The following is a 22659-nucleotide window of genomic DNA, read 5'->3' as shown; positions in this document are numbered from 1 at the left end:
TAAACAGGGCTGCCATTCGATTGAAATGATATTTACCGTTTCGAATAACCCTCTTACGATAGCTACGTTTGGCTAGTTGGCAAAAAACAAATTTCAGCTCTGAACAATCAAAAAGCGCGAGCATGAAGGGAAATTCCCTCCAGACTCGCGCTTTTTGACGTTAAGGAACAAACGTTAATCAACCGATCATTTGATCTCTCATAATCCATTTGGTCCCTGGCCGGGACTCCTATCCTTTTCGCGGTTTCATGTACCACGATTTATCTCTTTATTATTCTCTATCCTTCGTATGCACGCTGCAAATCTTCTATTATAATTTTGTTCATGCCAAGCATAGCTTGCATAACACGCCCCGCTTTGACGGGGTCAGGATCATGAAGCAGCTCGCCAAGCGCCTTCGGGATAATTTGCCATGATAGTCCGAATCTGTCCTTCAGCCAGCCGCAGCGCGACTCTTCGCCGCCTTCAACTAGCCTGTTCCAAAGTTCGTCCACTTCCTGCTGAGTATCGCAGCTTACAAATAAGGAAATGGCCGGCGTAAACGAAAAATGCGGCCCCCCGTTCAACGCCATAAACTGTTGCCCTTCCAGCTGAAAGGTGCCTGACATTACTTTCCCTTCGTGCCGCTGCACGCTTATGACCGCCGAGTCATTAAAGACCGATGTATAAAACTCCATCGCTTCCTCAGCCTCTGAATCAAACCATAAAAAGGTCGTAATTTTTTGCATGCGATTTCGCCCCTAACCTTATCAAATTAGGCTATTTGCCCCCGACATCCTTATCTTACCCTATATTTCTCTTCGCCGTTTCTTCCCAATTGCGAAACTTGTGATTTATCTCCTCGCCCGAAAATGACTGACTAAAACTGTCAGCATTATCGGTTATACTGGGATTGACTCGGAGCAAATCTCCTTCCATAATCGAGATAAATTCGAAGCAGAGAGGGTCGTCGCCAAGATGTCAAAAGCAGATACGATGCTGTCCATTCTATGGCTGCTAAGATCCGGGAGGAAACTGACGGCTAAGCAATTAGCCGATGAGCTGGAAATCCATATTCGAACCGTCTACCGCTGCATTGATTCATTGTGCGCCAGCGGAGCGCCAATTATGGCTGAGCCCGGGCCTAACGGCGGCTATCAAATGATCGGCCGATTTGCAGATGCTCCGCTTATGTTTGATATGGAAGAGCAGAAAGCGCTAGTTCAGGCATCCGCCTTTGCGGAAGCGGCTGGCTACCCCTTTACGGAAGCGCTCGAACGAGCCATGGAAAAGCTGAAACGATACACAAACGGGAATCAGCTTGAACGGATGGAGCGTCACAAAAGCGGTCTTTCCGTCATATCTACGTCCTCTAGCGGACAAGACGGTTTCCTTCAGCTGCTGGAACAAGCGGCCTCCGATGGCCTGTCTCTCGAAATGGTTTACGATAAGGGACGCGGAGATGCGAAAGCGAGAGCTTACGATCCGTATGCCATTGTCCACTGGAAAGGAAAGTGGTATACGGCCGGATTTTGCCGGTTGAGAAACGATTTGCGCAGCTTCAGGGTAGACCGGATATTAAAGCTTGAACCGTCCGAACGCCGGTTCGAACGCCCCGCTTCCTTTTCCGCAAAACAATTTATGCTGGGTCAGCTGCTCCCGGACGTTTCGCAGGGCCATAACCTCGTTCGCGTCGTAATCAAGGCGCATGAGCAGGTGTTGAACGAGCTGCAGGGCCATTGGCTGTTTGGGCATGCGCTTACGGAACGTGTAGAGGGAGAAGCTTATTTTTCACTGGCCTCATCCTCGCTGCTAACTTACGTCCCCTATTATTTGCTGCCTTATGGCAAGGCGCTGACGATTTTGGAGCCGGATGAGCTTATTCACAGGCTGGCCCAGATCGGAGAAGAGCTGGCCCTCCATTACAAAACGATGCTATCCGAGTCACATTCAGCCGATAAAGGAGAATTTTGATGAGCAAATATACCATGTACGGAAGATTGATCGCTAAGCCGGGCAAAAGAGATGAGCTTGCCGCCATTTTGCTGCAAGCTGCAGATGCGCTCGGTTCAAACCCCGATTGCGAGCTTTATATCGTCAACATTTCCGAAGACGATCCCGATTCTGTTTGGGTAACCGAGCTTTGGAGCAACGAAGCTGCTCATGCCGCATCCCTGAAAGACGAGGAGACGATCGCGCTCATTGGAGTAGCTCGCCCTTTAATTGCTGGAGTAGAACCTATCAAATTAAAGCCGATAGGCGGCAAAGGGCTCTAACGCTGATGGATCTTGAACCCTGTGCCGCACTCCACTTTCCGCTTTCTTCAATGACTGCGATACTCGACAATTCGGATGTTTAATGGTTTGCCGGGCTAACCATCTCCGGCTTGCTTACTCTCGCCGATTTGCGGGAAGAAGCGGACCGGATGAAATGAAAAGCGATTAACGCTGCGTGCAGAAGAGCAAGTATCAAATAAATATTGCTGAATGCGGCGCTGTTCGCGTTTCCATTAAGCGGATTCCATAGCTGCGACGTTTGCCAGCCCGCGGCAATGCCATATAAGCCCGATGATATGCCCTGCGTTAAGAAGTTGATCATTGCAAAGAGACCCATTCCTACTCCCATCTGTTGTTGCGGCAACGTTTTGGAAACGGCATTCGACATTCCGATCATCATAAATGACTGGCCGACATTGCCAAATATAAGGAATGCGGCGATTGCCCATGCAGGTGCTGTCGTAAAGGTGGACAAGAACAGAAAACCGAACATAAGCAGACTGGAGGCGACGACGAGCAAAACGCCGTTGCCATTTCGGTCCGCAAGTCTCCCTCCCTTGCGTCCCAAAATGGCGGAAGCGATCGCTGCAGGCACCATGGCGAGACCGATCCAATACGGTGGCAGCGCCTGCACGTTCGACAGTAGAAACGGAGTCAAAAAGTAGAGTGAAACGCCAATTGCATTCACTAATGAGCCGATCGCGAGATTGATTACATATTCGCGGTTTTTAAACAGTTCCGGCCGGACAAAGGGCTCGGCTGCCATACGAATCCGCACAACAAACAGGATGCCAGCAGCGAGTGCAATAAGAATGTAAATGACGGAACCACGGGTGAAGCCTAGCAGCAAAAGAGCCGACATCCCGCCAAGCAGCAAGCCGCCAAGCCAGTCGAATTGCCCTTTCCCCTCTGCCTCGTCGACAAGATATTTGCGGTAAAAGGGCAGTGTAGCGAGCAGCAGCAAAGGCACTGCGAACAGCCATCTCCAATCGACGACGCTAACAAGCAGCGACGATACGACCGGTCCAACGGCACCTCCAAGGGCAAGCCCAGTTGCAGCCATGCCAAGCGCCGATCCTCTGCGTTCCGGTGCGACGTATCGAATCGGAATAAGCATGACCACGGCCGGAATCGCGGACGCGCCGGCTGACTGCAAGCATCTGGCTAACAAAGCAACCCAAAACGTTTCCGAAAACAATCCTATTACAGAGCCTACGGAAAACAGCAATATGCCAAACGTCAAAATGTTTTTGAGCTTGAACCGATCCGACAGCTTTCCGTACGTTACCGTCCCAACCGCATAAATTAAGGAATAGGCCGAAGTCATCCAGCTTACCTCTGCAAGCGACAATTGAAACTGCTCGCTTATTTGCGGCAATACAATATTAAACATCATGGCTCCCATCGCCGAGAGCATAAGCGTAAACATCATGACTCGGAGCAATGGTTCTATTGAACGAGAAGGTGTTGACGATTGCGATTGCATTATAAATCTCTCCTTTTTCATCTATTCATAGTAGTCTGTCAGTTATCTGTAAATCAGTAAATGCAAGTGATTGAATGCATGTACTTGCTTGCATTTTGTTTGAAAAAAGACTAGGGAGTTAACCCCCTAGTTAATGTTCTTACACTTCCTTCAATAAACTGATCCAGCGTACTTTCGGTATAAGACATTCTGCCCGCATCCAGCACGCTTACAAAAGCTCCATAGTTCATCCACAAAAAGGACAACGCCTGTACTTCAACATTACACTCCACCAATTTGCCCTTCGTCCGCATTTCGTTAAAATATTCGATTAAAAGCTCTTTAAGCTTCTGCGGATGCTTGTGCGAAGGTTCCTTGAACTGTTTAAAAACATGTTTTTCTTTCAGAGCGATTTGCATCACTTTCCGATTGGTATTCATCAGTTCGTGATACTTTCTGCTAACTAAAAGAAGATCATCGTACAGCTCGTAGACGATTTTATCCTCAAACAGCTTCTGCATCTCATCTGCATAATGATAGCGATGGAATGCCTGTTCCAGCAAGTTCAGCTTGTTGCCGAAATGCCGAAACAAGGTGACTTCGTTAACGCCCGCAGTCGCTGCAATTTCTTTTGTAGTCACGCCGTTAAATCCATATTCCGCGACAAGATCAATAATCGCTTTCATCAGTTTCTCGGCAGTGCTTAGTTTCCCGCTGGTGATGGTGATCCCCCTTTCACGCTCCATGAATGTATGCAAGTAATTACTTTCATTTGAAAACATCATACTGCATGATTATGGAAATAGCAATACCCCTTTACAAATTACTTTAGCCCCCTTCGCTTTTTCATTTCCATAGTTCATTCCTCATACAATGATAAAAAGGCTTGAAGGGGATAACAAAGATGCATGATGTCATACAACGAGTGAATGAAGCGATTAAAGGGCTCACCGTTTTTTTGCTGGGAAAGCAAAAGCAAGATGGCTCTTGGCGGTTTTGCTTTGAGAACGGGACGATTATTGATGCTTACGTAATTATCCTTTTTCGCATAGTGGGATACGAAGAAGAGGCGTTGATTCGACAGCTTCACGATCGAATTTTATCCCGTCAGCAGCCTAACGGAAGCTGGCAATGGTATCGCGACGAAACGGAGGGCAATTTGTCCGCATCCGTTGAAGCTTATTACGCTCTACTCTATTCCGGCTACAGCAAGGCCGAAGACGACGTTATGCAGCGCGCCGCACATTATATCGGCGCTCATGGCGGAATAGGGAATGTCTCCAGCATTTTAACCCAAAGTATTTTAGCAGCAACAGGACAGCGAAAGTGGCCCTTATCGCTTACGTCTATCCCAATGGAAGTCATGTTGCTGCCAGACGATTTCCCTGTCAACATCTATCAATTTTCAGGTTATGCAAGAGTCCACTTAATTCCTATGCTCATTATGGCGAGTCAAAACTGGTCTCTTCGCGATGAGCGAACGCCCCACTTAACGAAACTTTTGTCGTCCAGCCACGTGGAAAGGGGCGAGCGGGACCAACTAGGGGACGATCTTTCGCATAAGGAGATGTTATCCGCCATTCATGCCGGAACCCGCCATCTCATTGGCTCTCCTCGCTCTCTTCGCGACGTCGCTCTAGAGAAAGCGGAAAAATTTATGCTGGATAGAATAGAAGGGGACGGTTCCTTGTACAGTTACGCAACAAGCACCGTTCTGCTGGTTTTGTCGCTTTTGGCTCTTGGATATAAGAAGGATCACGATCTCATTCTAAACGCATGCCGGGGACTAGCTAATATGCGCTGCGCTGCGGATGGGTACCAAACGATTCAAAACTCCCCTTCCGCCGTATGGGACACCGCTTTAATCACTTATACTTTGCAGCAAGCCGGCACCCCTTCCATTCATCCCACGATGCTTAATGCATATCGGTATTTGCTGGAAAGACAGCATCAGAAAAAGGGGGACTGGAGCAAGCACAATCCGCATGTCGAACCCGGCGGCTGGGGCTTCTCCGACTCCAATACAATCAACCCCGATGTAGATGATTCCACTGCCGCGTTGCGGGCTATTTATGGCCTGTCCAAAACCGATCCGCAAATGAAAGAAGCTTGGAATCGCGGCCTGCAATGGGTGCTCTCTATGCAAAACAAAGACGGCGGCTGGCCTGCATTTGAAAAAAACACCAACAGTCGAATGTTGACTTGGCTGGCTATTGACGGGGCCAAATCGGCGGCCATTGATCCTTCAGAAGCGGATTTGACAGGCCGAACACTGGAGTATCTCGGCCATTTTGCACATTTGCACACCAATGCTCACCCCTTTATCAAAAAGGGAGCCGACAGGCTCATCCGCCATCAAAGAGACGATGGCTCGTGGTACGGCAGATGGGGAGTTTGCTATCTTTATGGCACATGGGCGGCTGTGACCGGATTAGTCGCTGCCGGACTTTCAAAAGATCATAAAACGATTCAAAGGGCCGTCCGCTGGCTTCATCGAATTCAAAACAAGGACGGCGGCTGGGGAGAATCTTGCCGCAGCGACCGTATGCAGCGATATGTGCCGCTTGGTGCCAGCACGCCGTCGCAAACCGCTTGGGCGCTGGATGCGCTCATTGCAGTGAGCCCTCGGCCGACCCCCGGAATCGATAGAGGCATCGATCGGCTCATTTCTCTTTTGCATGAAGAGAGCTGGGCAACGGTGTATCCGACCGGAGCGGGATTGCCTGGCCACTTTTATATCCATTACCACAGCTATCGTTACATATGGCCGCTTCTCGCGCTTGCTCATTACAAATCCAAGTATGGATCGGATAACTGACACAAAAAAAGTCTTAGTCGGCCAATTAATGCCGAATAAGACTTTTTATTGTTCATTCCCTCTATGAAACTTCTCTTTGTACATTTGCGGCAAATGTTTCATTTTATAATCAAGGGTAACAAGACTTTGTTGAAGCTCTTTCATCTGCTCCATCACTTTTTCCTTATGTCGGGCCAAAATGTCCAGCCCCTTGTCCAAAACGGCATCATTGTCCATGCAATGGTCAATAAGTATGCGTATATCTTTAATCGGCATCCCCGTTTTCTTCAGGCAGCAGATCAAATCGATCCAGTCCATATCCTGTTCATGAAAAACCCGAGTTCCATTCTCCCGCTCTACAAAAGGCAGAAGTCCTTCTTTGTCATAATAACGGATTGTATGAATGGACAGCTGAGTGCGTTCGGCTACTTCTGAAATGGTAAAGCCCATGATCGTTCATCCTATCTTTTTTCTTTTTCGATTTCGTGCTTTGAGGGTACTCTAGCCCATCCCATTTGTCAAATCAACAAAAGGGGTTGACATAGAGTGTACTCTAGCGTTTAATCTGTGGGAGTCAACCTACTCGAAAGGGGCTTTACGAAATGAAATATATAAACATTGCTAATACAGATTTAAACGTATCCAACCTTATTTTAGGCAACATGCGTCTGAAACAATTGTCTCTTGCCGATGCCGAGCAGCTTATTCGAACCGCTATGGAACAAAACATTAACTTTTACGATCATGCCGACATTTATGGCGGAGGGGAATGCGAAACCCATTTTGCTGAAGCGATCGGCATGAACAAGTCGATTCGGGAAGGCATGATTATCCAAAGCAAGTGCGGCATTCGCAGCGGTTTTTTTGATTTTTCAAAGGAGCATATCATCTCCTCTACGGAAAACATTTTAAAACGGCTAAACACTGATTATCTTGATATTTTGCTGCTGCATCGTCCCGATGCTCTAGTGGAGCCGGAAGAAGTCGCTGAAGCGTTCGATCAGCTGCATGCCAGCGGAAAAGTGCGCTATTTCGGTGTTTCGAACCATACGCCGCTGCAAATCGAATTGCTGAAAAAGCATGTACGGCAAAAACTCGTCGTCAATCAGCTCCAGCTTAGCGTCACTCATACGCCGATGATTGATTCCGGCATAACGCTCAACATGAACGTCGATCAAGCGATCAACCGTGACAGCGGCGTGCTCGATTATTGCCGTCTGCACGACATTACCGTACAAGCCTGGTCGCCGTTCCAAAAAAGATTTTTTGACGGACCTTTCCTTGGCGATATGGAAAACTACGGCGAGCTGAACACGCTAATCGACCAGCTTGCGGATAAATACGGCGTGACAAGCGCCGCTATCGCAGTAGCCTGGATTACAAGACATCCTGCAAATATTCAAGTTGTGCTTGGAACGACTAACGTAAGCCGTCTTCAAGACAGCTGCAAAGGCTCCGATATTCCGCTCACCCGCGAAGAATGGTATGCCATGTACCGCGCAGGCGGCAAGCTTCTCCCTTAACATAAAAAAGGAGGAATTCGTGTGGACTATGTACGGGATTATGCCATGTACGCTGCGGTATTCGGCTGGTTCAGCTTTTGCTGGTTCGGCTGGGCGCAGGAAAATCCCCGAGCGAGCTGGCGCAAATATTTAGGAATCGCTTCCGGAGCAGCCTTGCTAGTTAGCTTAGCCGGTATATATTTCAGCATAAACAATTGGGAAGCCGCCTCCGCTTTAAAAAATGTCGGTTCGTTCGATACTTATTTGCTAACGGTTTATATCGAATTCTTTTTGGCAGGCGCAGGCGCCTTTGCTTTGATCAAGTGGAAAAAGTCCAACTATGTCGCGCCTTGGATCGCTTTTGTAGTGGGCGTCCACTTTATCGGGCTTGCCCCTGTGTTTGACAATGCCAGTCTGTATGTTCTTGCCGCCCTGCTCGTAGCCGTCTCAGTTGCCGCTCTTTACATAGCGCCGAAATTGAAAGTGGCTTACAGCGCCATTACGGGCATCGGTGCGGGAACCGTTTTGTTCATCTATGCCTGTATGGGCTTGATTCGATTTTTGATGGTCTAAATATTATTTTATAAATATTTGAATTAAAATTGGATGAGCCGCTGACCGGGAGTTTTCCATTCCCGCCGGCGGTTTTTTTGATCAAAAAAAACCGTGCAGCCTTATAAAAAGCCAGGTTCCCTTTGCCAATGCACAGTTTACACCCTCCTGCTAGCTACAGCCCTTCCGCCGCTTTAGAGCGATATTGTCCCGGTGTCAGTCCCGTCCATTTTTTAAAGGCGTTCTGAAAAGCGCTCGGCTCCGAAAAATGTAAAGCATACGCAATTTCCCCCACGGAATATTCTCTCTTTTTCAAATAGCCTATCGCCAGCTCCCTCCGTACCCGAACGGACAATTCTTGAAAGGAAGTTTCCTCTTCCTTAAGCCTTAACTGCAACGATCTTGTACTCGTTTGAAAAGCTTGCGCCGTTTGCTGCAAAGTCGGGAAATACGTCGGCGTACATTTGTTCATCCACTTGGCTACTCGCTCCGAAAACGGACTTCCTTGCGCCAGCCCGTTCACCGTTTCTTCGGCAATAGACTCGAATACGGTGCGCAGCCTCGCATCCGAATAAATCACTTTTTCATTCAAAATATTTCTGTCCAGCTTTAGTAGATTTTGTTCTCCGCCAAACTGCGGCGTTTTGCCAAATACGGCCGCATAAGGCTCGGTAGCGAGAGGAGCTTCATGACAAAATTGCACTTCTTTCAGCGGAACTTTGCGACTGGCCAGCCTGCTGATCATCCGGTAAATGGTACTTGCCATATCTTCTGCACAGTGCCGGGACAAACGCCCCGGAAATTGAATTTGAAGCCGAATCAGCACATCCTCGCCGTGTACTTCCCAATCCAAATTAAAGCCGCTGCACAAAATGGCGTTGTACCTTTGAAAGGCGGCAACAGCCCCTTCTATCGTGCCGGAATGCATCATCACGTAGCCGAGTATGCCAAGATCGCCGATTTCTGCGATTGCACCTTGGTGCAAGCCAAAATAGTCATCCCCGGTAAAGCCCGCAGCACACTTCATCAGCCTCTCCAGCTCTTCGACCGGTATGCGCGCTTCCGGATTTTGAAGCAAATCGGCGTTAAAGGAGGCGTATTGCCAAAACTTCTCCGCGTCGAAACCCATATGAACGATCGTTTTCATAATCGTAATGACCATGGATATAGCCACACCTTGGCTTTTCAAAACCCTTCCCCCCTATTGCGCGTATTAACATCATTTTTGCGCAGCCGATCATTCATTTCACAGCAAAATTTTCTTATTCTGGTAATAGTCTTACACCACTATATCACATAGGAGGAATTACCATATGAAATCCAATATTTTAGTTTTAATCGGCCATCCGTACCCCAAAAGCTTCTGCTCCGCTTTGGCGGCTGCATATCGTGAGGGCGCCTCCGTCACCGGAGCCAATATTAAAATCATCGATCTTAGCGCCATCTCGTTTGATCCCAATCTAAAAAACGGATATCACAAACGAACGGATTTGGAACCCGAGTTAATGGAAGCGCAAGATATGGTCAGTTGGGCCGATCATTTAGTGCTCATTTACCCCAATTGGTGGGGAACGATGCCGGCTGTTTTTAAAGGGTTTTTCGATCGAGTGTTTCTACCCGGCTTTGCGTTCAAAATGAAAGAAAACTCGTCGCAATGGGAAAAGCTGCTGAAAGGAAAGACGGCCCGTCTCATCGTCACATCGGATACTCCTTCTTGGCTTAATCGCCTTATATACCGACGCGCCGGACTCCAGACGATGAGAAAAAACATTTTGATGTTTTGCGGAATTAATCCTGTGCGCATTACGGAAATTAACCCGGTCACCAAATCGACCCCCGAGCAGCGTGAAAAATGGCTTCAACGCGTTAAACAGCTTGGCGAGAAACAAGCTTAAATCCTTTTTAGATTAGACCCCATTAATATTTAATGATTTTAGAGGAAATGTAGCGGCAATGCTTCTAGAGGCAAAGCTGCTGGAAATGAAAAAAGCCCGCGTGTGGACGCGAGCTTTTTTGCTGTTGAGCGTTTTGATGCTATTGAGAAAAATGATGTTGCACCTCGTTACTGTTTCATCGTTTCACAATGGTTTGTTTTCGATACGTTTTGTTTTTATTACAGTTGGCTTTCAGTAAGCTTTACTTCTCGCTCGATGCCTCCAGCCAGCGCTCCATTAAGCTATTCAGCTCTTGTTCCAGCTCTTCCCGCCTCCGCCACTCCGACTCCAGCTTCTCTCCTTCACCGCTTACGGATAAACGGGCAAGCTCTTCGTCTATGCAGGCAAGGTTTTGCTCCATCTTGGCGAGCTCTTTCTCCATCTCAGCGATCTTTTTAGCCGTTTGATCAGCCCTTTTTTCAGTCGTTACTGGCCCTTTATTGGCTGCCTTCATGGATGCTTTTTCCGAAGGTTTGACCTCGCCATTTAAAAAACCGTTTTGGGAGGCTGCTAATTTCTGATTTTCTGCTGATTGCTGTTTGCGCTGCTTCATTTCGTCCCGCTTTGTTTTATATTCATCATAATTGCCCAAATAGGAGGCAACCCGGCCGTCTTCCAGCTCCCACACCCGCTGCGCCATCCGGTTTATAAAATAACGGTCATGCGATATCGCGAGCAGCGTTCCCGGATATTGTTCCAGCGCTTCCTCAAGCGCCTCTCTCGATGCAATGTCCAAATGATTCGTCGGTTCGTCAAGCAGCAGCAAATTGGGCTTTCGCCGAACGAGCAAAGCGAGTCTAAGCCTCGACCATTCGCCGCCGGACAGCATGGACAGCGGCTTAAATACGTCATTGCCATAGAACAAATAGGCGGCAAGCACGTTTCGCGCCTCCCCTTCCTCCAGCCCGTCCTCCGTGCGAAAATAATCCAGAACGGTCTGCGTCAGATTAGCAGCCGGTTCTTGCTGAGCCAAATAACCAATATCCACCCGTTCACCAAGGGCAATTTCCCCCGCTCCCGGCATTTCCATGCCAAGCAGCAGCTTAAACAACGTCGTTTTCCCCGATCCGTTGTGACCTAACAAAGCGACCTTCTCTCCGTACAGCAAGCTTCCTTCGGCACCGTTCAAAATCGTCCTGCCGTCATATTCCTTATGGACGTCCGAAAAAGAAAGCACTCTTTTGGCAGAACGATCCGATTGCGAAAGCGAAAATTCAGCCGTTTTCCTCTCCAATACAGGACGCCTCAGCTTCTCCATCTTTTCAAGCGCCCTTCGAATGGACGCCGCCCGCTTAAAAAACTTTTCATTGCCGCCGATGCGTCCCCAGCCCTCTAGCTGAGCAATCGATTCTTTCATTTTTTTGATCGTTTTTTGCTGCTCTTGGTAGTCGGCAAATTGCTGGAGCAGCCGCTCTTCCTTCTCCTTCACATATCCGCTGTACGGCGCATGATACGTAATGGCTTCGCCATCCTCCAGCTCGATCGTCGTTTTCGTCACGGCATCAAGGAAATAGCGGTCATGCGAAACGATAATGGCAGTCCCCTCATAACGGGACAAAAACTGCTCCAGCCACTCCATTCCTTTTAGATCCAAATGGTTGGTCGGCTCATCCAGCAATAGCAAGTCGGGTTTCGCAACAAGCTGAGAGGCTAAAACAATTCTTGTTTTTTCTCCCCCTGACAAGCTTCCGAACAACCTTCCGTCATGACTGCGGTCTATGCCAAGGCCACCAGCCACTTGATCGATTTGCGCATCCATCTCGTAGCCGCCGCTTCTTTCGAACCGTTCCTGCAATGCGGCATACGCGGACAGCAGCTTCTCCAGAAAAGAAGGATTATCTAAAACGGCCTGTTCCGACATGCTCCCTTCAAGAGCTGCCATTTCCGCTTTCATTTCTTTTGTTTCCCGGTAGCTGAACGCCAACACGTCATAGACGCTCATCTCGTCAAATTCCGCTGGCACTTGCGGCAAATAACCGATTTTGAGCCCTTTGGAAATCGCAATGCTTCCTTCGTCCGCCTTCTCATGGCCTGCGATTAAACGAAATAAGGTGGACTTTCCGCTTCCGTTGCGGCCGACCAGCCCCACTTTCCCTTTTTCATAAACTTGCAACGTTACTCCGTCCAACACAAGATTGGCGGCATGATATTTTTTCATTTCCTGAATGTTTACAATGATCATCGATAGATCCTCCCTGGTAGTGGAAGACTCTAGCATAGCTATACAAAAAAAGGGCCGCGACAACAAGCCCGCGACCCTTCAGATTCCGTTACTGCAATCCGTATCGGCTAAGGTAGGCGTCTTCTCGCGAATGGTTGAAACGTATAGTCAAAAATGGACAGACTGATCCCGTTCGCGAAAAATGTATGCGTAATGCCAGCCATTGCCATCGGTAGCCGGCTAATAGGGTTGTTCACCCATTCGTGATTCACCTACCTCACCTCCTTTTCCATAATGCGTTCACTATACCATAGATAAAATGGGAATGACAATGGGCTTTCCGAAAATACCCAAATCTAACGGTCCGTTAAGGTAGAGGCAGTTCGCGCTCCGTTTCCTCAATGATCGCTTTCACTCCTTCTTCAATGGAAGAAAGGCCCGCACGGGATATGCTTATTCGCAAAAACTTTTCACGCTCCAAATAACCGGTCAAATAAAAACCTTTCCCAGACACAGCCCGAATGCCGCGCCCCTCAAGCCGAACCATCAGCCGCTCCAAATTGACGTTTTGCGGCAGCTTGAACTGCACATAAATGCCGGAGCAAACATCGGAAAGCCGGACTCGATTCGCAGTGTTGTATATGCCAACAGCTTCGTTTAAGGCGGCGATTTTTTCGGCATAATGGCTGCTAATTTTAATACGATGGCGCTCGTACATCCCGTTTTTGATATACACTTCCAAAGCGGCCTGCGACAATAAGGAAGTATCCGAAATGATTTTGTGCTGCTTAAAAGCAGAAATGAGAGGCTCGGGCAATACAACGGCGCCAAGTCGCAAGCCCGGGAATATAATTTTCGAAAAGCTTTTTACATAAATGACGCGGAATGCAAGGTCATACGAATAGATGGGCTCGTATCCCTGCATTTCGCCTAAATCGGCCATATAATCGTCTTCGACGACATACACATCGTATTTAGCGGCCAATCGGGCAATCGCTTTTCTAATCTCTGGACTGTATGAGGTGCCAAGCGGATTGTGGTATCGCGGCATCGTATAAAAAAACTTAATGTCGGCCCCTTTAAATTGCTGCTCAAGCTCCTTCAAATCAATTCCTTGCGCGGTGCGGGCGATTCCGCGAACCGGAATTCCCTCCCTCTCCAAAAACCGCAAATATAGATCGTAGCTCGGCTGCTCCACCAACACGTTTTTTTTCCCGTTTGGAAAGGGCATTTTGGCCAAAATCTCAAGCGCCTGATGTCCGCCAGAAACAATGGCGATCCGATCCGCACCCGTAAACACTTGATCCCCGCCCAAATGGGAAGACAACGTTTGACGAAGCTTCAGCAGCCCCATCGGTTCGCCGTAAGCAAACAGTTGATGCTTGTAAATATCAATCGCTTTGTTCAAGCAATGCTGGAAATCGAGATAAGGGAACAATTCTACATCGGGCAGCACCGAAGCAAAGTCAATGATAGGAGAATCGTTGGAGTCATCCCGCTTCTGTTCCTTTCCGACGACATAATAGCCGCTTTGCGCAACGGAATAGATCGTATGGCGTTTCTCTAGCTCCGAATAAGCACGGATTACCGTGCTGACACTGCATCCATACTCTGTGGCGGCGCTGCGGACAGAAGGCAGCTTTTGCCCTGCTCGATAATGGCCTTCCGCTATTTTCAATTCCACGGCAGTTAAAATGTCCATATATTTTTTCAAGGCCAATCCCCTCGCTTTACCCTCTATTATAGATGATGCCGTGAACTGTATCGATACAGTTTTGCGATTTGGCGATTGTGACAATGTTGAATCGGCTTTATTCTGGCAATAACAAACTTTTACATCGAAAGGAAATGACCGTCATGATCAAAAATGAAATCAAGCTGGCCTACTCCAGTGCCATCCTCAACGCCGTTATTATTGGTCTCTCATTTCTATTTACGAAAATAGCGCTTCAGCATTCCGGTCCTATCGATACGCTTGCATACCGTTTCGCCGCAGCATTTGCCGTTATGTCGATACCGGTTCTATTAGGCAAAATCCGGCTTCAATACCGGGGCAAGCCAATTTGGAAAATGATGCTGCTCGCCACCATGTATCCTCTCGCCTTTTTTACTTTTCAAACGTTTGGACTAGAGCATGCCACTTCTTCCGAAGGAGGCATCCTGCTTGCCACGGCCCCAGTACTGACGACGCTGCTCGCCGCTATTTTTATTAAGGAAAAAACGAGCACGGTTCAAAAGTTTTCTATTCTGCTTTCCGTTACTGGGGTCGTTTTTATTTTCGTCATGAAAGGAAGCGGAATCGCTATGTCGAACATGTTAGGGATTTCGCTGCTGTTTTTATCGACCCTGTCCATGTCGGGATACAGCGTTCTCGCTAAGTCGCTATTGAAATCTTACCGACCTTCGGAAATTACGTATTTGATGCTTGGCATCGGCTTTGCCGTCTTCGGCACGGTGTCGGTCACAGGTCATGCGGCTGCCGGAACGTTGTCAGAGCTGTGGGCACCGCTCGCAAGCGGCACCTTCATCGCCTCTATTCTTTATTTGGGGATTTTGTCCTCTCTCGTGACGGCGATGACGTCCAATTATTCCTTGTCAAAACTTCCAGCGTCAAAAGTAAGCGTTTATTCCAATTTGGCTACGGTTGTTTCGATAGCCGCAGGAGCGATCTTTTTAAATGAGGACATCACTTGGTATGCGATAGCCGGATCGGCGCTTATTATTATCGGTGTCATCGGCACCAATCGAACCGCCAAGCCAAAAGCGGCGTCCAAAAGCTCATCCTACCAACAGGTAGAAATCTAAACAACGGGAGGCATTTTGCCATGAATAATTTAAATCGATTGTTTCGTGAACGAATTGGATTTCCTTTGGACGAAAAACTGACGTTTGAACGGCTGGACACGGTACTTGAGCTGGCAGCCAAAACGATTCCTTTTGAAAATATACGTGTCATTTCTGGGGAAACAGCTCCCATCACTGGGGAGGATCTGACGGAAAAAATATTGAATCGTAGGGAGGGCGGGCTCTGCTACGAGATCAACTCGCTGCTTTATTTGTTTCTGGTCGATAACGGATTTGATGTTGTATTGACTAGAGCTGTCGTGTACAACCTTGAAGCCGGAGATTATTATACGTTTGGACGAACGCATGCTACGATTTTGCTAACCCATGGATCATCCCGCTATATCGTCGATTCCGGTTTTGGAGGCAATCTGCCGATGAAACCCGTACCGCTAGACGGAGAGACGGTCTCCTCAAGCAATGGCGAGTTTCGTATTGGCAAGGAATCGGGAGAGGCCGGCAACTACGTGTTAGAACTGAGGCTGAAGCACAAGGATCAGCAGTTTCGGAAAGGCTACGCGTTTTATTCCGATAGACCGATTACAGACGTGGTCGATTTCGACGAGATCCAGACTATTATTGTAGAGCATCCCGATTCTACTTTTAATAAAAAGCCGCTGCTGAGCAAGCTTACCGATACGGGCAGCCTATCGTTAACCGATACGACGTTTACACGCTGGGAGAATGGCGTCATGACGAAAGAGCAGGTGGACAAGGAGCAGTTTGAACGGCTTAAGGAGGAGCATTTTATAAAATAAGCGGAGGCATTTTCAGAACGCTGTTGCAAAAACTTTAACAGAAATTTTTACAAATAACCAAAACAAACTACGTAGGAAATAGGGCTCCGATCGCTGTTGTATCCAGATTCCTTGAACAATTTTCAATGGTCGGAATCCGAATACAAAGGCGAACGCTCCGCTTCTCCACCCTATTTCCTACTTCGTCTGTTTTGGCCTTGTAAAAGGTAAAAAGAAGCCGCTCCTTTCAAAATGAGTCGCGTGGTGGAACATTGCGATCATATGAAAGGACGGCTTCTTTCATTTTTTGCTTAGACCAACTTATGCTGGTACCATTTGTCCCCTTTGTAGCGCCAATAGAAGAACACTCCGCGTACTGCCCATTCCGCGATCATCGCAATCCATACCCCCATAATGCCATACCCCAGCGTAATAGCAAGGAAGTAGCCCAGGAAAATTCGGAGCAGCCACATCGTAAGCAAGGAAGTAACCGATGTGAACTTGGAATCGCCCGCCGCCCGAAGCGCAGACGGGAGTATAAAGCTGAACGACCAAAGAATCGGCTGGGCCGCAGAAATAAGCAAGACTAGCCAAAAGATCGATGGGATAATTTCATCTGGAGGGGCGTACAGTCCCACAATGAGCGGGAATAACAACAGGACGAGCCCTGAAATAAACACGAAAAATAGAGAGGAAAGGTTCATAAACGATTTAATAAATTTCCTCGCATCCTCTACATTTTTTCGGCCAATGCTTATCCCTACTACCGTTACAATTGCTGTACTAAGCGCATTGCCGCCAATTTGCAGGAGCATCGAGATCGATCCGGCAATGGCGTTAACCGTAATAGCAAGTGTTCCGAGCTGTACGATAAACGTTTGCGTCAGCAGCTTGCCCCCGTTAAAAAACATTTGTTCCGCAGCAAACGGAAGCCCGATGAACATAATTTTTTTCAATAAGGAAACATTGACGTGGAACATGTGGCTTAGCTTGATTCGAAAGCTGTGGTTAAATTTGAGCAAATAGACAACCGAAACGATTAATCCAATGACACGAGCAGCAATGAGGGAGATAGACAATCCGACAACGCCCATGTCAAATCCTTTGACTAAAATAACGTTCAGCAAAAAATATGAAATATTCAAAATGAGCGACAACATAAGAGTGGCTTTTGTTTCGGCGACTCCTCGAAGCACACCTGTTATAGCAAAGTAGACTGCGAGAAACGGATACGAAATGGTGCTGCCGATCAAGAAGATGGAAGCATTGTCCAGTACGTCGGCGTCCGCATTGCCAAACAACATTCCGAGAACGGATGTATGAAAAATAAGAACGATAGCGCTAATGACGACCGATATTAAAGTTACAGTCGATATGGCTTGAGCCGCAGCCTTCGGCACCATCTCCGTATTGCCGCTGCCTTTGTACTGCGCGACTATAACGGTTCCGCCTGTCGCAATGGCGGCAAACAAATTAAGAACAAAAATATTGATCGAATCCACCATACTGACCGCACTGACAGCGGCGACACCGGATGAGCTGATCATCGCCGTGTTCAAAATCGCCATCAATACGATAAACGCCGAGTCTACAAAAATCGGAATAATGATCGCGAAAATTTGCTTGTAATCCATCGAGCTTCCCGAAAAATGCTTGTTTAGTAAAGATCGGCTCTTTTGCCCCATGGTTTCCCCTGTCTCACTCACCGTATCATCACTTCTTTTCTATTTTTGTGACTGAATGTTTCGTCTCGCATTTTCGACTCTATAAAGAAAGCCCGATCTATTAACAATAGAATCGGACGAATATTTGTAATATAAGTTTGTCTTCTTTCATTATGGCGAATAGGAGCGGCGTTTTCAAGCATTTGAGCAAATTTAAGTAGAGTAAACTTTTTTCTCATACCCGTCTATAAAATTTAAACAGATACCACATTTAAATAGACGGGAAAATGGACGACGTTCGAGACTCCTTGTGAGGAAGGGCATGGAAAATTTTCTTTACTACCGAAAGTATACCTAGTATACTAACGGTAGTACAAAGGAGGAATGAGCTATGTATAAACCAGGATTCACGATTTGGTACGATGTCGCCGATTTGGACCGCTCCATTGCTTTTTTTACAGAAAAACTCCAATTTGAGCTAGTGTTTCATGATGTAGAAGGCGGCATGGTTATTGTCGGTACAAACACTAAAGATTGTACCATAGGCTTTTCGCAGTCAGAAAGAGTTATCCCTTCCACCTCTTCTTCCGTTTTTGAAGTCGCAAATATTGAAAAGGCCGTTCAAGATTTGTCTGCAAAAGGCGTTTCGTTCGTTGGAGAAATTGAAGAGGTGCCGGGCATGGTTAAGCTCGCGACATTTGTCGATCCTGACGGACACAACTACATGTTATCGGAGTCGTTGATTCCATTGTGAGCAACACCGAATCGTTAGTCATTGGGGCGACACAACAACTATCGGGGCGTTGGACGATTCCGATTTTGCTCGGGCTTGAGGCGAGTGGCGGACGTTTCACCCCTTTACAAAATCAACTTGGCATTGCGCCCACACGGCTTAGCGAAAATTTAAAGAACTTAGTCGAGCGCGGTATTATCCATCATCTTTCGCCATATGAGCGGCGGCATCCGTTATTGCCAGAGTATAAGCTAACCGATCAAGGCAAGCTTTGGCGGGAAATGGCCATTGCTATACAACATGCAGAAGCCCAGTTGGAATATGGAGCTTTGTCCGCTAAAGCGTGGAGTCTTCCTGTGCTTATGACTGTTGGCTATGAGTATGGTCATTTCGGAGACATTCGCCGGATGCTGGACGGAGTGACGCCGCGCATGCTGTCCATGCGGCTTGATGAATTTAATCAAGATGGCCTCATTCGCAAGCTGATGACCGAACAGCCTCGCCCTACCTTTTTGTACAGTCTGACCGGCCAGACGCAAAAGCCGATTCGCAGTTTGGCTGCGGATTTGGCTTCTTTGCTCTAAAAAGCAAAAGTCCATGATGAGGATCATGGACTCTTATGTTTTTTATGGAAGGCTTGAGACATTACCGTCACAGTTATTCAAGCACAACTTTCCTCAATTATTTTTAAGATCAGAAAAAAGCTATATCCCCTTAAATACTCCAGCGAAAATAAGGATTAACAATACTAGCCCTGAAATTAAGGTTAGGTATGCACTGATTAAAGATCGTTTCAATTGACTTTTGGTAGGCTTCTTCTTTAAATTATTGATCCCTGAAGTTTTAAACATTAGATCAGGATATTTAATACCCAAAATCCCATAAATAACAAAAGGAAGAATTAATAAGGAAAAATCAACCTTTGTTTGCATCTAGCTATAACTCCTTCATAAAAAGTCTTAACTCTTAAATAGTAAAACCTCAATAGAATCTCATTCTAATAAATTCAAAATTCTCTTAGTTCCTATCAAAGTCATTTCCTTCGTTAACACGGTTATCAATCTTGTTACGGTTGAAGCGAAGTTGAGTTTCAATTCCTAAATGAAAGCTAACGATCCGTGTTGATTCAAACTAAAAGCGCAAGCCGAAATGGCATACAAGCCATCCGTACTTGCGCTTTATTCAATAAGTTAAGAATCGGTCATCTGAATCACTAATTTTCGAGAAGTCATACGAATCTTATTTTACAGAACAATTTAAAACTCGTGTAGAGCAACTCCTTAAATCAATCCAACAATCGCCGCCGCCAACTCATCCGGGGCCATAACAGCGGCCGCATGATCTTGACCGGGCAACACGCTATATTCACCCTTCGGCAAAATTGAGCTTACTTCCTTGGCCGCCGCATGGAAAAAGGCGCCGCTGTTTTCGCCGGCGATAACGGCAACCGGAACGTTAATGCTCCACTTGTCGGACGGCAAAGGATTGCCCTGCTGAGTAGTCCCCATCACAGTACCATCGTATGGCAACGTATGCGCTAAAGCTTCCATTCCTCCCCAAGAAGGATCGGCTTTCATAAAACCAACAAACTCCTCAGGCACCCCAGCCGCCGCAGTCATAAAATATTCAACCGCTTCGCTCCGCTTCCCTTCACTAATCAATTGGTTCAAATGCGCGACATACTCCGTCGGAACAGGCGGCCGATCGTCATTTACAATGAACGGAGGCTCGTAAAGGAACATTCTGGATACTTTCTCGCCTAATAAATTTGCAGCCTCCAAAGCGAGCGCTGCTCCGGAGGAGCTTCCAAATAAAGCAGAGCTTCCGCCATTTGCATCAATGAGGACTTCAATATCTTCCACCTCGCGCGCTACAGCGTACGGGCTTTGATCAGAGCTGTCTCCACGTCCGCGACGGTCATAATTAATGACGGTGAAGCGCTCCGACAATCGGTTTGCCAGCTGTGCCGCACCTTGCCGATCAGCTAATGCCGAAGCCACAATAATTAAAACCGGTCCATTCCCTATTTTATCAAATGCAATTGTAGTACCGTCCTTTGAAATCACTTTTTCCATCAGTCATCTTCCTCCTAATATTTTTTTCATCATTTGTTTTCTGTGTTCGTTTAACTAATTCATAAATGCCGTTTCCAGCCGTTCCAGCGCATCCGAATATCCTTCGATCATCCCAATCGCTTCTGCTTCCTCCAGCTTATCGACGGTAGCGAAACGGGTAACAATGGAGAGCTTGGTTCCGCCCGTTACCTCCTCAAACGTCACAGCCGTCAGCATATCGCTTCCTTCTACTACGTTCCAGCGATGATCCGCAAACATGTCCATATATTCCAGCCGACTTGGCTGGGACACTTCACGATATTCCGCTATGCCAAAAGCATCCTCCTTGCCGCCTTCAGGAGACAAGCTGTAGCGCCAAATACCACCAGGGCGAACATCCATTTCATAGATGGTGGCCGTCCATTGCTTGGGCCCCCACCAGCGGGCAACATGAACCGGCTTGGTCCAACCTTCCCAGGCGAGCTTGCGAGGCAAGGCGACGATACGCTCAACCGTCAATTCCCGCTTCTCGCGGTTTTTTTCAATTGTTGTTTTCCCAATCATGCCGGCGTCCTCCATCCTTCCAAAATAAAGCTGCGATTATGGCTTCTTCTGCTCTTGCTGCTCCTCCCCTTTTTGATAGTCGAGCATATAGCTTTCAAACTGATCCAGCCTTTCATCCCATAGCTTGCTGAACGAATCGAGCCAAGCGTCGATTTCTCGGAAAGGCTGGGCCTCTAAGCTGTAAATCCGCTGCTGAGCATGATGGCGTACGCCGACCAAACCCGCTTCGCTCAAGATGCGCAAGTGACGAGACACTTGCGGCTGCCCGATATTGAGCGCTTGAACGATTTGCCCTACCGACTTCGGCCCCGACTTCAGCAGTTCCACAATGTTGAATCGGCTCGGTTCCGACATCGTAAACAAGGTCATTTGCATAGTTAATGTGTTCATGCTCCAAATATACATTTAAACGTATATACATGTCAACGTATATTTACAATAAATTTTTCCATATTCCTCTTTTGGGATCTGACTTTCTCATTGATTCACAAGGATAGATTTACTAATGATGACTAGAATTTTGGAAAAATTCCGTAATGTAATCCATAAATTTTCTAGCCGCAACAGATAAATATCGGGATTCGAGCCAAATGAACTTATAATGACGTTTCGTGCTGTGATCATGAATCTTTAATAAAGGGAGTGGAGAATTAGCACTTCGTCCGCACTCGCCTACAAGAGCGACACCAACCCCGGCCCGAACAAGACTCGCAATAGCAGTAGGCTCATTGACCCTGCATATATAGTTAGGATAAATTCCAACCTCTCCAAAATAGAGATCGTTCAGTGGTTGATAAAATTGCCCCTCATTGTAACCAATAAAAGCTTCAGTTGCAGCCTCTGCCAAAGAGATACTCTCTCGCTCCCCGTATCGATGGCTTGGAGGGACAGCAAGAAAGACTTGCTCCTCCAAAACAGGAGAAGAACATATTCCTGTATTTTGTGCAGGTAACGCAGTGAGACAGATATCCACTTCCCCACTCAGCAGGAGAGGCTCCAGTTCCATCATAGAAACTTGTGTTATACGAAAATCGGTTTTTGGATATTGGGATAGAAAGTCGGCAAGCGGTCTAGATAGAAGCTCGACGCTCGTCACCGCTAAGTGAACGCTGCCTGAATGCAACCCTGAAAGCTCTTGAACTTCTTTTTTTCCATCCTCCAATGCGTTTAGTGCCATTTCCACCTTCCGCAGATACGCTTTCCCAAACATGTTTAATCTTATATTTCTTCCCTGTCGATCAAAGAGAGGGGTACCCATATCTTCCTCTAGACGAGAGATGATTTTGCTTAATGCGGGTTGAGAAATTTGCAGTTCTTCGGCTGCTTTAGTCATATGTTGAATTCTAGCGATCGTCCGAAAGTAAGACAAATGCACAGTATCCATAGTTCCCTCCATT

At 47.2% G+C, this 22659-nt stretch carries 24 protein-coding genes; 10 read left to right on the top strand and 14 right to left on the bottom strand.

The genetic code is table 11. The features are described from left to right. Positions 1-278 precede the first annotated feature (278 nt). A complete protein-coding gene (locus ACFQZE_RS01020; RefSeq protein WP_379352736.1) occupies positions 279-728 on the bottom strand; it encodes a VOC family protein in 450 nt (149 codons plus the stop codon). A gap of 229 nt (positions 729-957) precedes the next feature. On the opposite strand from ACFQZE_RS01020, the gene ACFQZE_RS01015 reads away from it, so the two are divergent. Together ACFQZE_RS01015 and ACFQZE_RS01010 are read left to right on the top strand one after the other, a co-directional pair. Next, entirely contained in the window at positions 958-1953 is a 996-nt protein-coding gene (locus ACFQZE_RS01015; protein WP_379352734.1) for a helix-turn-helix transcriptional regulator, read from the top strand. Further along, on the top strand, positions 1953-2255 hold the full coding sequence (locus tag ACFQZE_RS01010) for a putative quinol monooxygenase (RefSeq protein WP_379352732.1): 303 nt from the start codon (positions 1953-1955) through the stop codon (positions 2253-2255). Before ACFQZE_RS01015 ends, ACFQZE_RS01010 begins: the two co-directional genes overlap by 1 nt. A gap of 79 nt (positions 2256-2334) precedes the next feature. On the opposite strand, the gene ACFQZE_RS01005 is transcribed toward ACFQZE_RS01010, so the two are convergent. Together ACFQZE_RS01005 and ACFQZE_RS01000 are read right to left on the bottom strand one after the other, a co-directional pair. Continuing rightward, entirely contained in the window at positions 2335-3741 is a 1407-nt protein-coding gene (locus ACFQZE_RS01005) for an MFS transporter (RefSeq protein ID WP_379352730.1), read from the bottom strand. Positions 3742-3851: 110 nt separating this feature from the next. Beyond that, positions 3852-4478: a TetR/AcrR family transcriptional regulator gene (locus tag ACFQZE_RS01000; protein ID WP_379352728.1), complete on the bottom strand. Its 627-nt coding sequence runs from the start codon at positions 4476-4478 to the stop codon at positions 3852-3854. Positions 4479-4624: 146 nt separating this feature from the next. Between ACFQZE_RS01000 and shc the strand changes: the two genes are divergently transcribed. Beyond that, positions 4625-6538, top strand: coding sequence for a squalene--hopene cyclase (gene shc, locus ACFQZE_RS00995; protein ID WP_379352726.1), 1914 nt, complete (start codon positions 4625-4627; stop codon positions 6536-6538). Positions 6539-6583: 45 nt separating this feature from the next. Here the strand turns inward: shc and ACFQZE_RS00990 are convergent, their stop codons facing one another. Then, on the bottom strand, positions 6584-6967 hold the full coding sequence (locus tag ACFQZE_RS00990; RefSeq protein ID WP_379352724.1) for a MerR family transcriptional regulator: 384 nt from the start codon (positions 6965-6967) through the stop codon (positions 6584-6586). Positions 6968-7119: 152 nt separating this feature from the next. Between ACFQZE_RS00990 and ACFQZE_RS00985 the strand changes: the two genes are divergently transcribed. Then, positions 7120-8040, top strand: coding sequence for an aldo/keto reductase (locus ACFQZE_RS00985; RefSeq protein ID WP_379352722.1), 921 nt, complete (start codon positions 7120-7122; stop codon positions 8038-8040). 21 nt (positions 8041-8061) lie between these two features. Beyond that, positions 8062-8592: a hypothetical protein gene (locus ACFQZE_RS00980; protein WP_379352720.1), complete on the top strand. Its 531-nt coding sequence runs from the start codon at positions 8062-8064 to the stop codon at positions 8590-8592. Positions 8593-8746: 154 nt separating this feature from the next. On the opposite strand, the gene ACFQZE_RS00975 is transcribed toward ACFQZE_RS00980, so the two are convergent. Continuing rightward, entirely contained in the window at positions 8747-9760 is a 1014-nt protein-coding gene (locus tag ACFQZE_RS00975) for an AraC family transcriptional regulator (protein WP_379352718.1), read from the bottom strand. Positions 9761-9884: 124 nt separating this feature from the next. On the opposite strand from ACFQZE_RS00975, the gene ACFQZE_RS00970 reads away from it, so the two are divergent. Further along, positions 9885-10466 carry an NAD(P)H-dependent oxidoreductase gene (locus ACFQZE_RS00970; protein ID WP_379352716.1) on the top strand — a complete coding sequence of 194 codons (582 nt, stop codon included), beginning with the start codon at positions 9885-9887 and terminating at the stop codon, positions 10464-10466. A gap of 241 nt (positions 10467-10707) precedes the next feature. On the opposite strand, the gene abc-f is transcribed toward ACFQZE_RS00970, so the two are convergent. The 3 genes from abc-f to ACFQZE_RS00955 all read right to left on the bottom strand — a co-directional run bounded on the left by abc-f (position 10708) and on the right by ACFQZE_RS00955 (position 14380). After that, positions 10708-12687 carry a ribosomal protection-like ABC-F family protein gene (abc-f, locus tag ACFQZE_RS00965; RefSeq protein ID WP_379352714.1) on the bottom strand — a complete coding sequence of 660 codons (1980 nt, stop codon included), beginning with the start codon at positions 12685-12687 and terminating at the stop codon, positions 10708-10710. Between the two features lie 107 nt (positions 12688-12794). Then, positions 12795-12938: an RAxF-45 family protein gene (locus ACFQZE_RS00960; RefSeq protein ID WP_379352712.1), complete on the bottom strand. Its 144-nt coding sequence runs from the start codon at positions 12936-12938 to the stop codon at positions 12795-12797. 95 nt (positions 12939-13033) lie between these two features. Beyond that, on the bottom strand, positions 13034-14380 hold the full coding sequence (locus ACFQZE_RS00955) for an aminotransferase-like domain-containing protein (protein WP_379352710.1): 1347 nt from the start codon (positions 14378-14380) through the stop codon (positions 13034-13036). A 143-nt stretch (positions 14381-14523) separates the two neighbouring features. On the opposite strand from ACFQZE_RS00955, the gene ACFQZE_RS00950 reads away from it, so the two are divergent. Both ACFQZE_RS00950 and ACFQZE_RS00945 read left to right on the top strand, forming a co-directional pair. Continuing rightward, complete coding sequence (locus ACFQZE_RS00950) at positions 14524-15471, top strand: DMT family transporter (RefSeq protein WP_379352708.1); 948 nt, start codon at positions 14524-14526, stop codon at positions 15469-15471. Positions 15472-15491: 20 nt separating this feature from the next. Continuing rightward, the gene (locus ACFQZE_RS00945; protein ID WP_379352706.1) at positions 15492-16268 is read left to right on the top strand and encodes an arylamine N-acetyltransferase family protein; all 777 of its coding nucleotides are present in this window, start codon (positions 15492-15494) and stop codon (positions 16266-16268) included. A 290-nt stretch (positions 16269-16558) separates the two neighbouring features. Here the strand turns inward: ACFQZE_RS00945 and ACFQZE_RS00940 are convergent, their stop codons facing one another. After that, entirely contained in the window at positions 16559-17881 is a 1323-nt protein-coding gene (locus tag ACFQZE_RS00940) for an MATE family efflux transporter (protein WP_379352704.1), read from the bottom strand. A gap of 421 nt (positions 17882-18302) precedes the next feature. Here ACFQZE_RS00940 and ACFQZE_RS00935 point away from each other — a divergent pair, with 421 nt between their 5' ends. Then, positions 18303-18665 (top strand): VOC family protein, encoded by a 363-nt coding sequence (locus tag ACFQZE_RS00935; protein ID WP_379352702.1) that lies wholly within the window; start codon positions 18303-18305, stop codon positions 18663-18665. Beyond that, positions 18662-19228: a winged helix-turn-helix transcriptional regulator gene (locus tag ACFQZE_RS00930; protein WP_379352700.1), complete on the top strand. Its 567-nt coding sequence runs from the start codon at positions 18662-18664 to the stop codon at positions 19226-19228. The genes ACFQZE_RS00935 and ACFQZE_RS00930 overlap by 4 nt, the downstream gene beginning before the upstream one ends. Positions 19229-19348: 120 nt before the next feature. Here ACFQZE_RS00930 and ACFQZE_RS00925 read toward each other — a convergent pair whose 3' ends face one another. From ACFQZE_RS00925 to ACFQZE_RS00905, 5 genes are all read right to left on the bottom strand, one after another. Then, positions 19349-19576 (bottom strand): hypothetical protein, encoded by a 228-nt coding sequence (locus tag ACFQZE_RS00925; RefSeq protein WP_379352698.1) that lies wholly within the window; start codon positions 19574-19576, stop codon positions 19349-19351. Positions 19577-19924: 348 nt separating this feature from the next. Beyond that, positions 19925-20719, bottom strand: coding sequence for an alpha/beta fold hydrolase (locus tag ACFQZE_RS00920; RefSeq protein WP_379352696.1), 795 nt, complete (start codon positions 20717-20719; stop codon positions 19925-19927). Between the two features lie 54 nt (positions 20720-20773). After that, entirely contained in the window at positions 20774-21262 is a 489-nt protein-coding gene (locus ACFQZE_RS00915; RefSeq protein WP_379352693.1) for an SRPBCC domain-containing protein, read from the bottom strand. 36 nt (positions 21263-21298) lie between these two features. Continuing rightward, complete coding sequence (locus ACFQZE_RS00910; protein WP_379352691.1) at positions 21299-21652, bottom strand: ArsR/SmtB family transcription factor; 354 nt, start codon at positions 21650-21652, stop codon at positions 21299-21301. Between the two features lie 112 nt (positions 21653-21764). After that, entirely contained in the window at positions 21765-22646 is an 882-nt protein-coding gene (locus ACFQZE_RS00905) for a LysR family transcriptional regulator (protein WP_379352688.1), read from the bottom strand. Between the last annotated feature and the right edge of the window lie 13 nt (positions 22647-22659).

Origin of the sequence: Paenibacillus sp. GCM10027627, from assembly GCF_042675505.1 — a bacterium.
Lineage (GTDB): Bacteria > Bacillota > Bacilli > Paenibacillales > Paenibacillaceae > Pristimantibacillus.
Note: the sequence above shows the minus strand (reverse complement) of the source record. Positions and strands in the feature narration are given on the sequence as shown.

Bases quoted from the DNA above. Each gene is read 5' to 3' on its own strand.
- ACFQZE_RS01010 (WP_379352732.1), top strand. From the start codon at position 1,953: ATGAGCAAATATACCATGTACGGAAGATTGATCGCTAAGCCGGGCAAA.
- ACFQZE_RS01005 (WP_379352730.1), bottom strand. From the start codon at position 3,741: ATGCAATCGCAATCGTCAACACCTTCTCGTTCAATAGAACCATTGCTC.
- ACFQZE_RS00920 (WP_379352696.1), bottom strand. From the start codon at position 20,719: ATGGAAAAAGTGATTTCAAAGGACGGTACTACAATTGCATTTGATAAA.
- ACFQZE_RS00925 (WP_379352698.1), bottom strand. From the start codon at position 19,576: ATGCAAACAAAGGTTGATTTTTCCTTATTAATTCTTCCTTTTGTTATT.
- ACFQZE_RS00985 (WP_379352722.1), top strand. From the start codon at position 7,120: ATGAAATATATAAACATTGCTAATACAGATTTAAACGTATCCAACCTT.
- ACFQZE_RS00935 (WP_379352702.1), top strand. From the start codon at position 18,303: ATGTATAAACCAGGATTCACGATTTGGTACGATGTCGCCGATTTGGAC.
- ACFQZE_RS00905 (WP_379352688.1), bottom strand. From the start codon at position 22,646: ATGGATACTGTGCATTTGTCTTACTTTCGGACGATCGCTAGAATTCAA.
- ACFQZE_RS00990 (WP_379352724.1), bottom strand. From the start codon at position 6,967: ATGGGCTTTACCATTTCAGAAGTAGCCGAACGCACTCAGCTGTCCATT.
- ACFQZE_RS00910 (WP_379352691.1), bottom strand. From the start codon at position 21,652: ATGAACACATTAACTATGCAAATGACCTTGTTTACGATGTCGGAACCG.
- shc (WP_379352726.1), top strand. From the start codon at position 4,625: ATGCATGATGTCATACAACGAGTGAATGAAGCGATTAAAGGGCTCACC.
- abc-f (WP_379352714.1), bottom strand. From the start codon at position 12,687: ATGATCATTGTAAACATTCAGGAAATGAAAAAATATCATGCCGCCAAT.
- ACFQZE_RS00970 (WP_379352716.1), top strand. From the start codon at position 9,885: ATGAAATCCAATATTTTAGTTTTAATCGGCCATCCGTACCCCAAAAGC.
- ACFQZE_RS00915 (WP_379352693.1), bottom strand. From the start codon at position 21,262: ATGATTGGGAAAACAACAATTGAAAAAAACCGCGAGAAGCGGGAATTG.
- ACFQZE_RS00945 (WP_379352706.1), top strand. From the start codon at position 15,492: ATGAATAATTTAAATCGATTGTTTCGTGAACGAATTGGATTTCCTTTG.
- ACFQZE_RS00940 (WP_379352704.1), bottom strand. From the start codon at position 17,881: ATGGATTACAAGCAAATTTTCGCGATCATTATTCCGATTTTTGTAGAC.
- ACFQZE_RS01020 (WP_379352736.1), bottom strand. From the start codon at position 728: ATGCAAAAAATTACGACCTTTTTATGGTTTGATTCAGAGGCTGAGGAA.
- ACFQZE_RS01015 (WP_379352734.1), top strand. From the start codon at position 958: ATGTCAAAAGCAGATACGATGCTGTCCATTCTATGGCTGCTAAGATCC.
- ACFQZE_RS00950 (WP_379352708.1), top strand. From the start codon at position 14,524: ATGATCAAAAATGAAATCAAGCTGGCCTACTCCAGTGCCATCCTCAAC.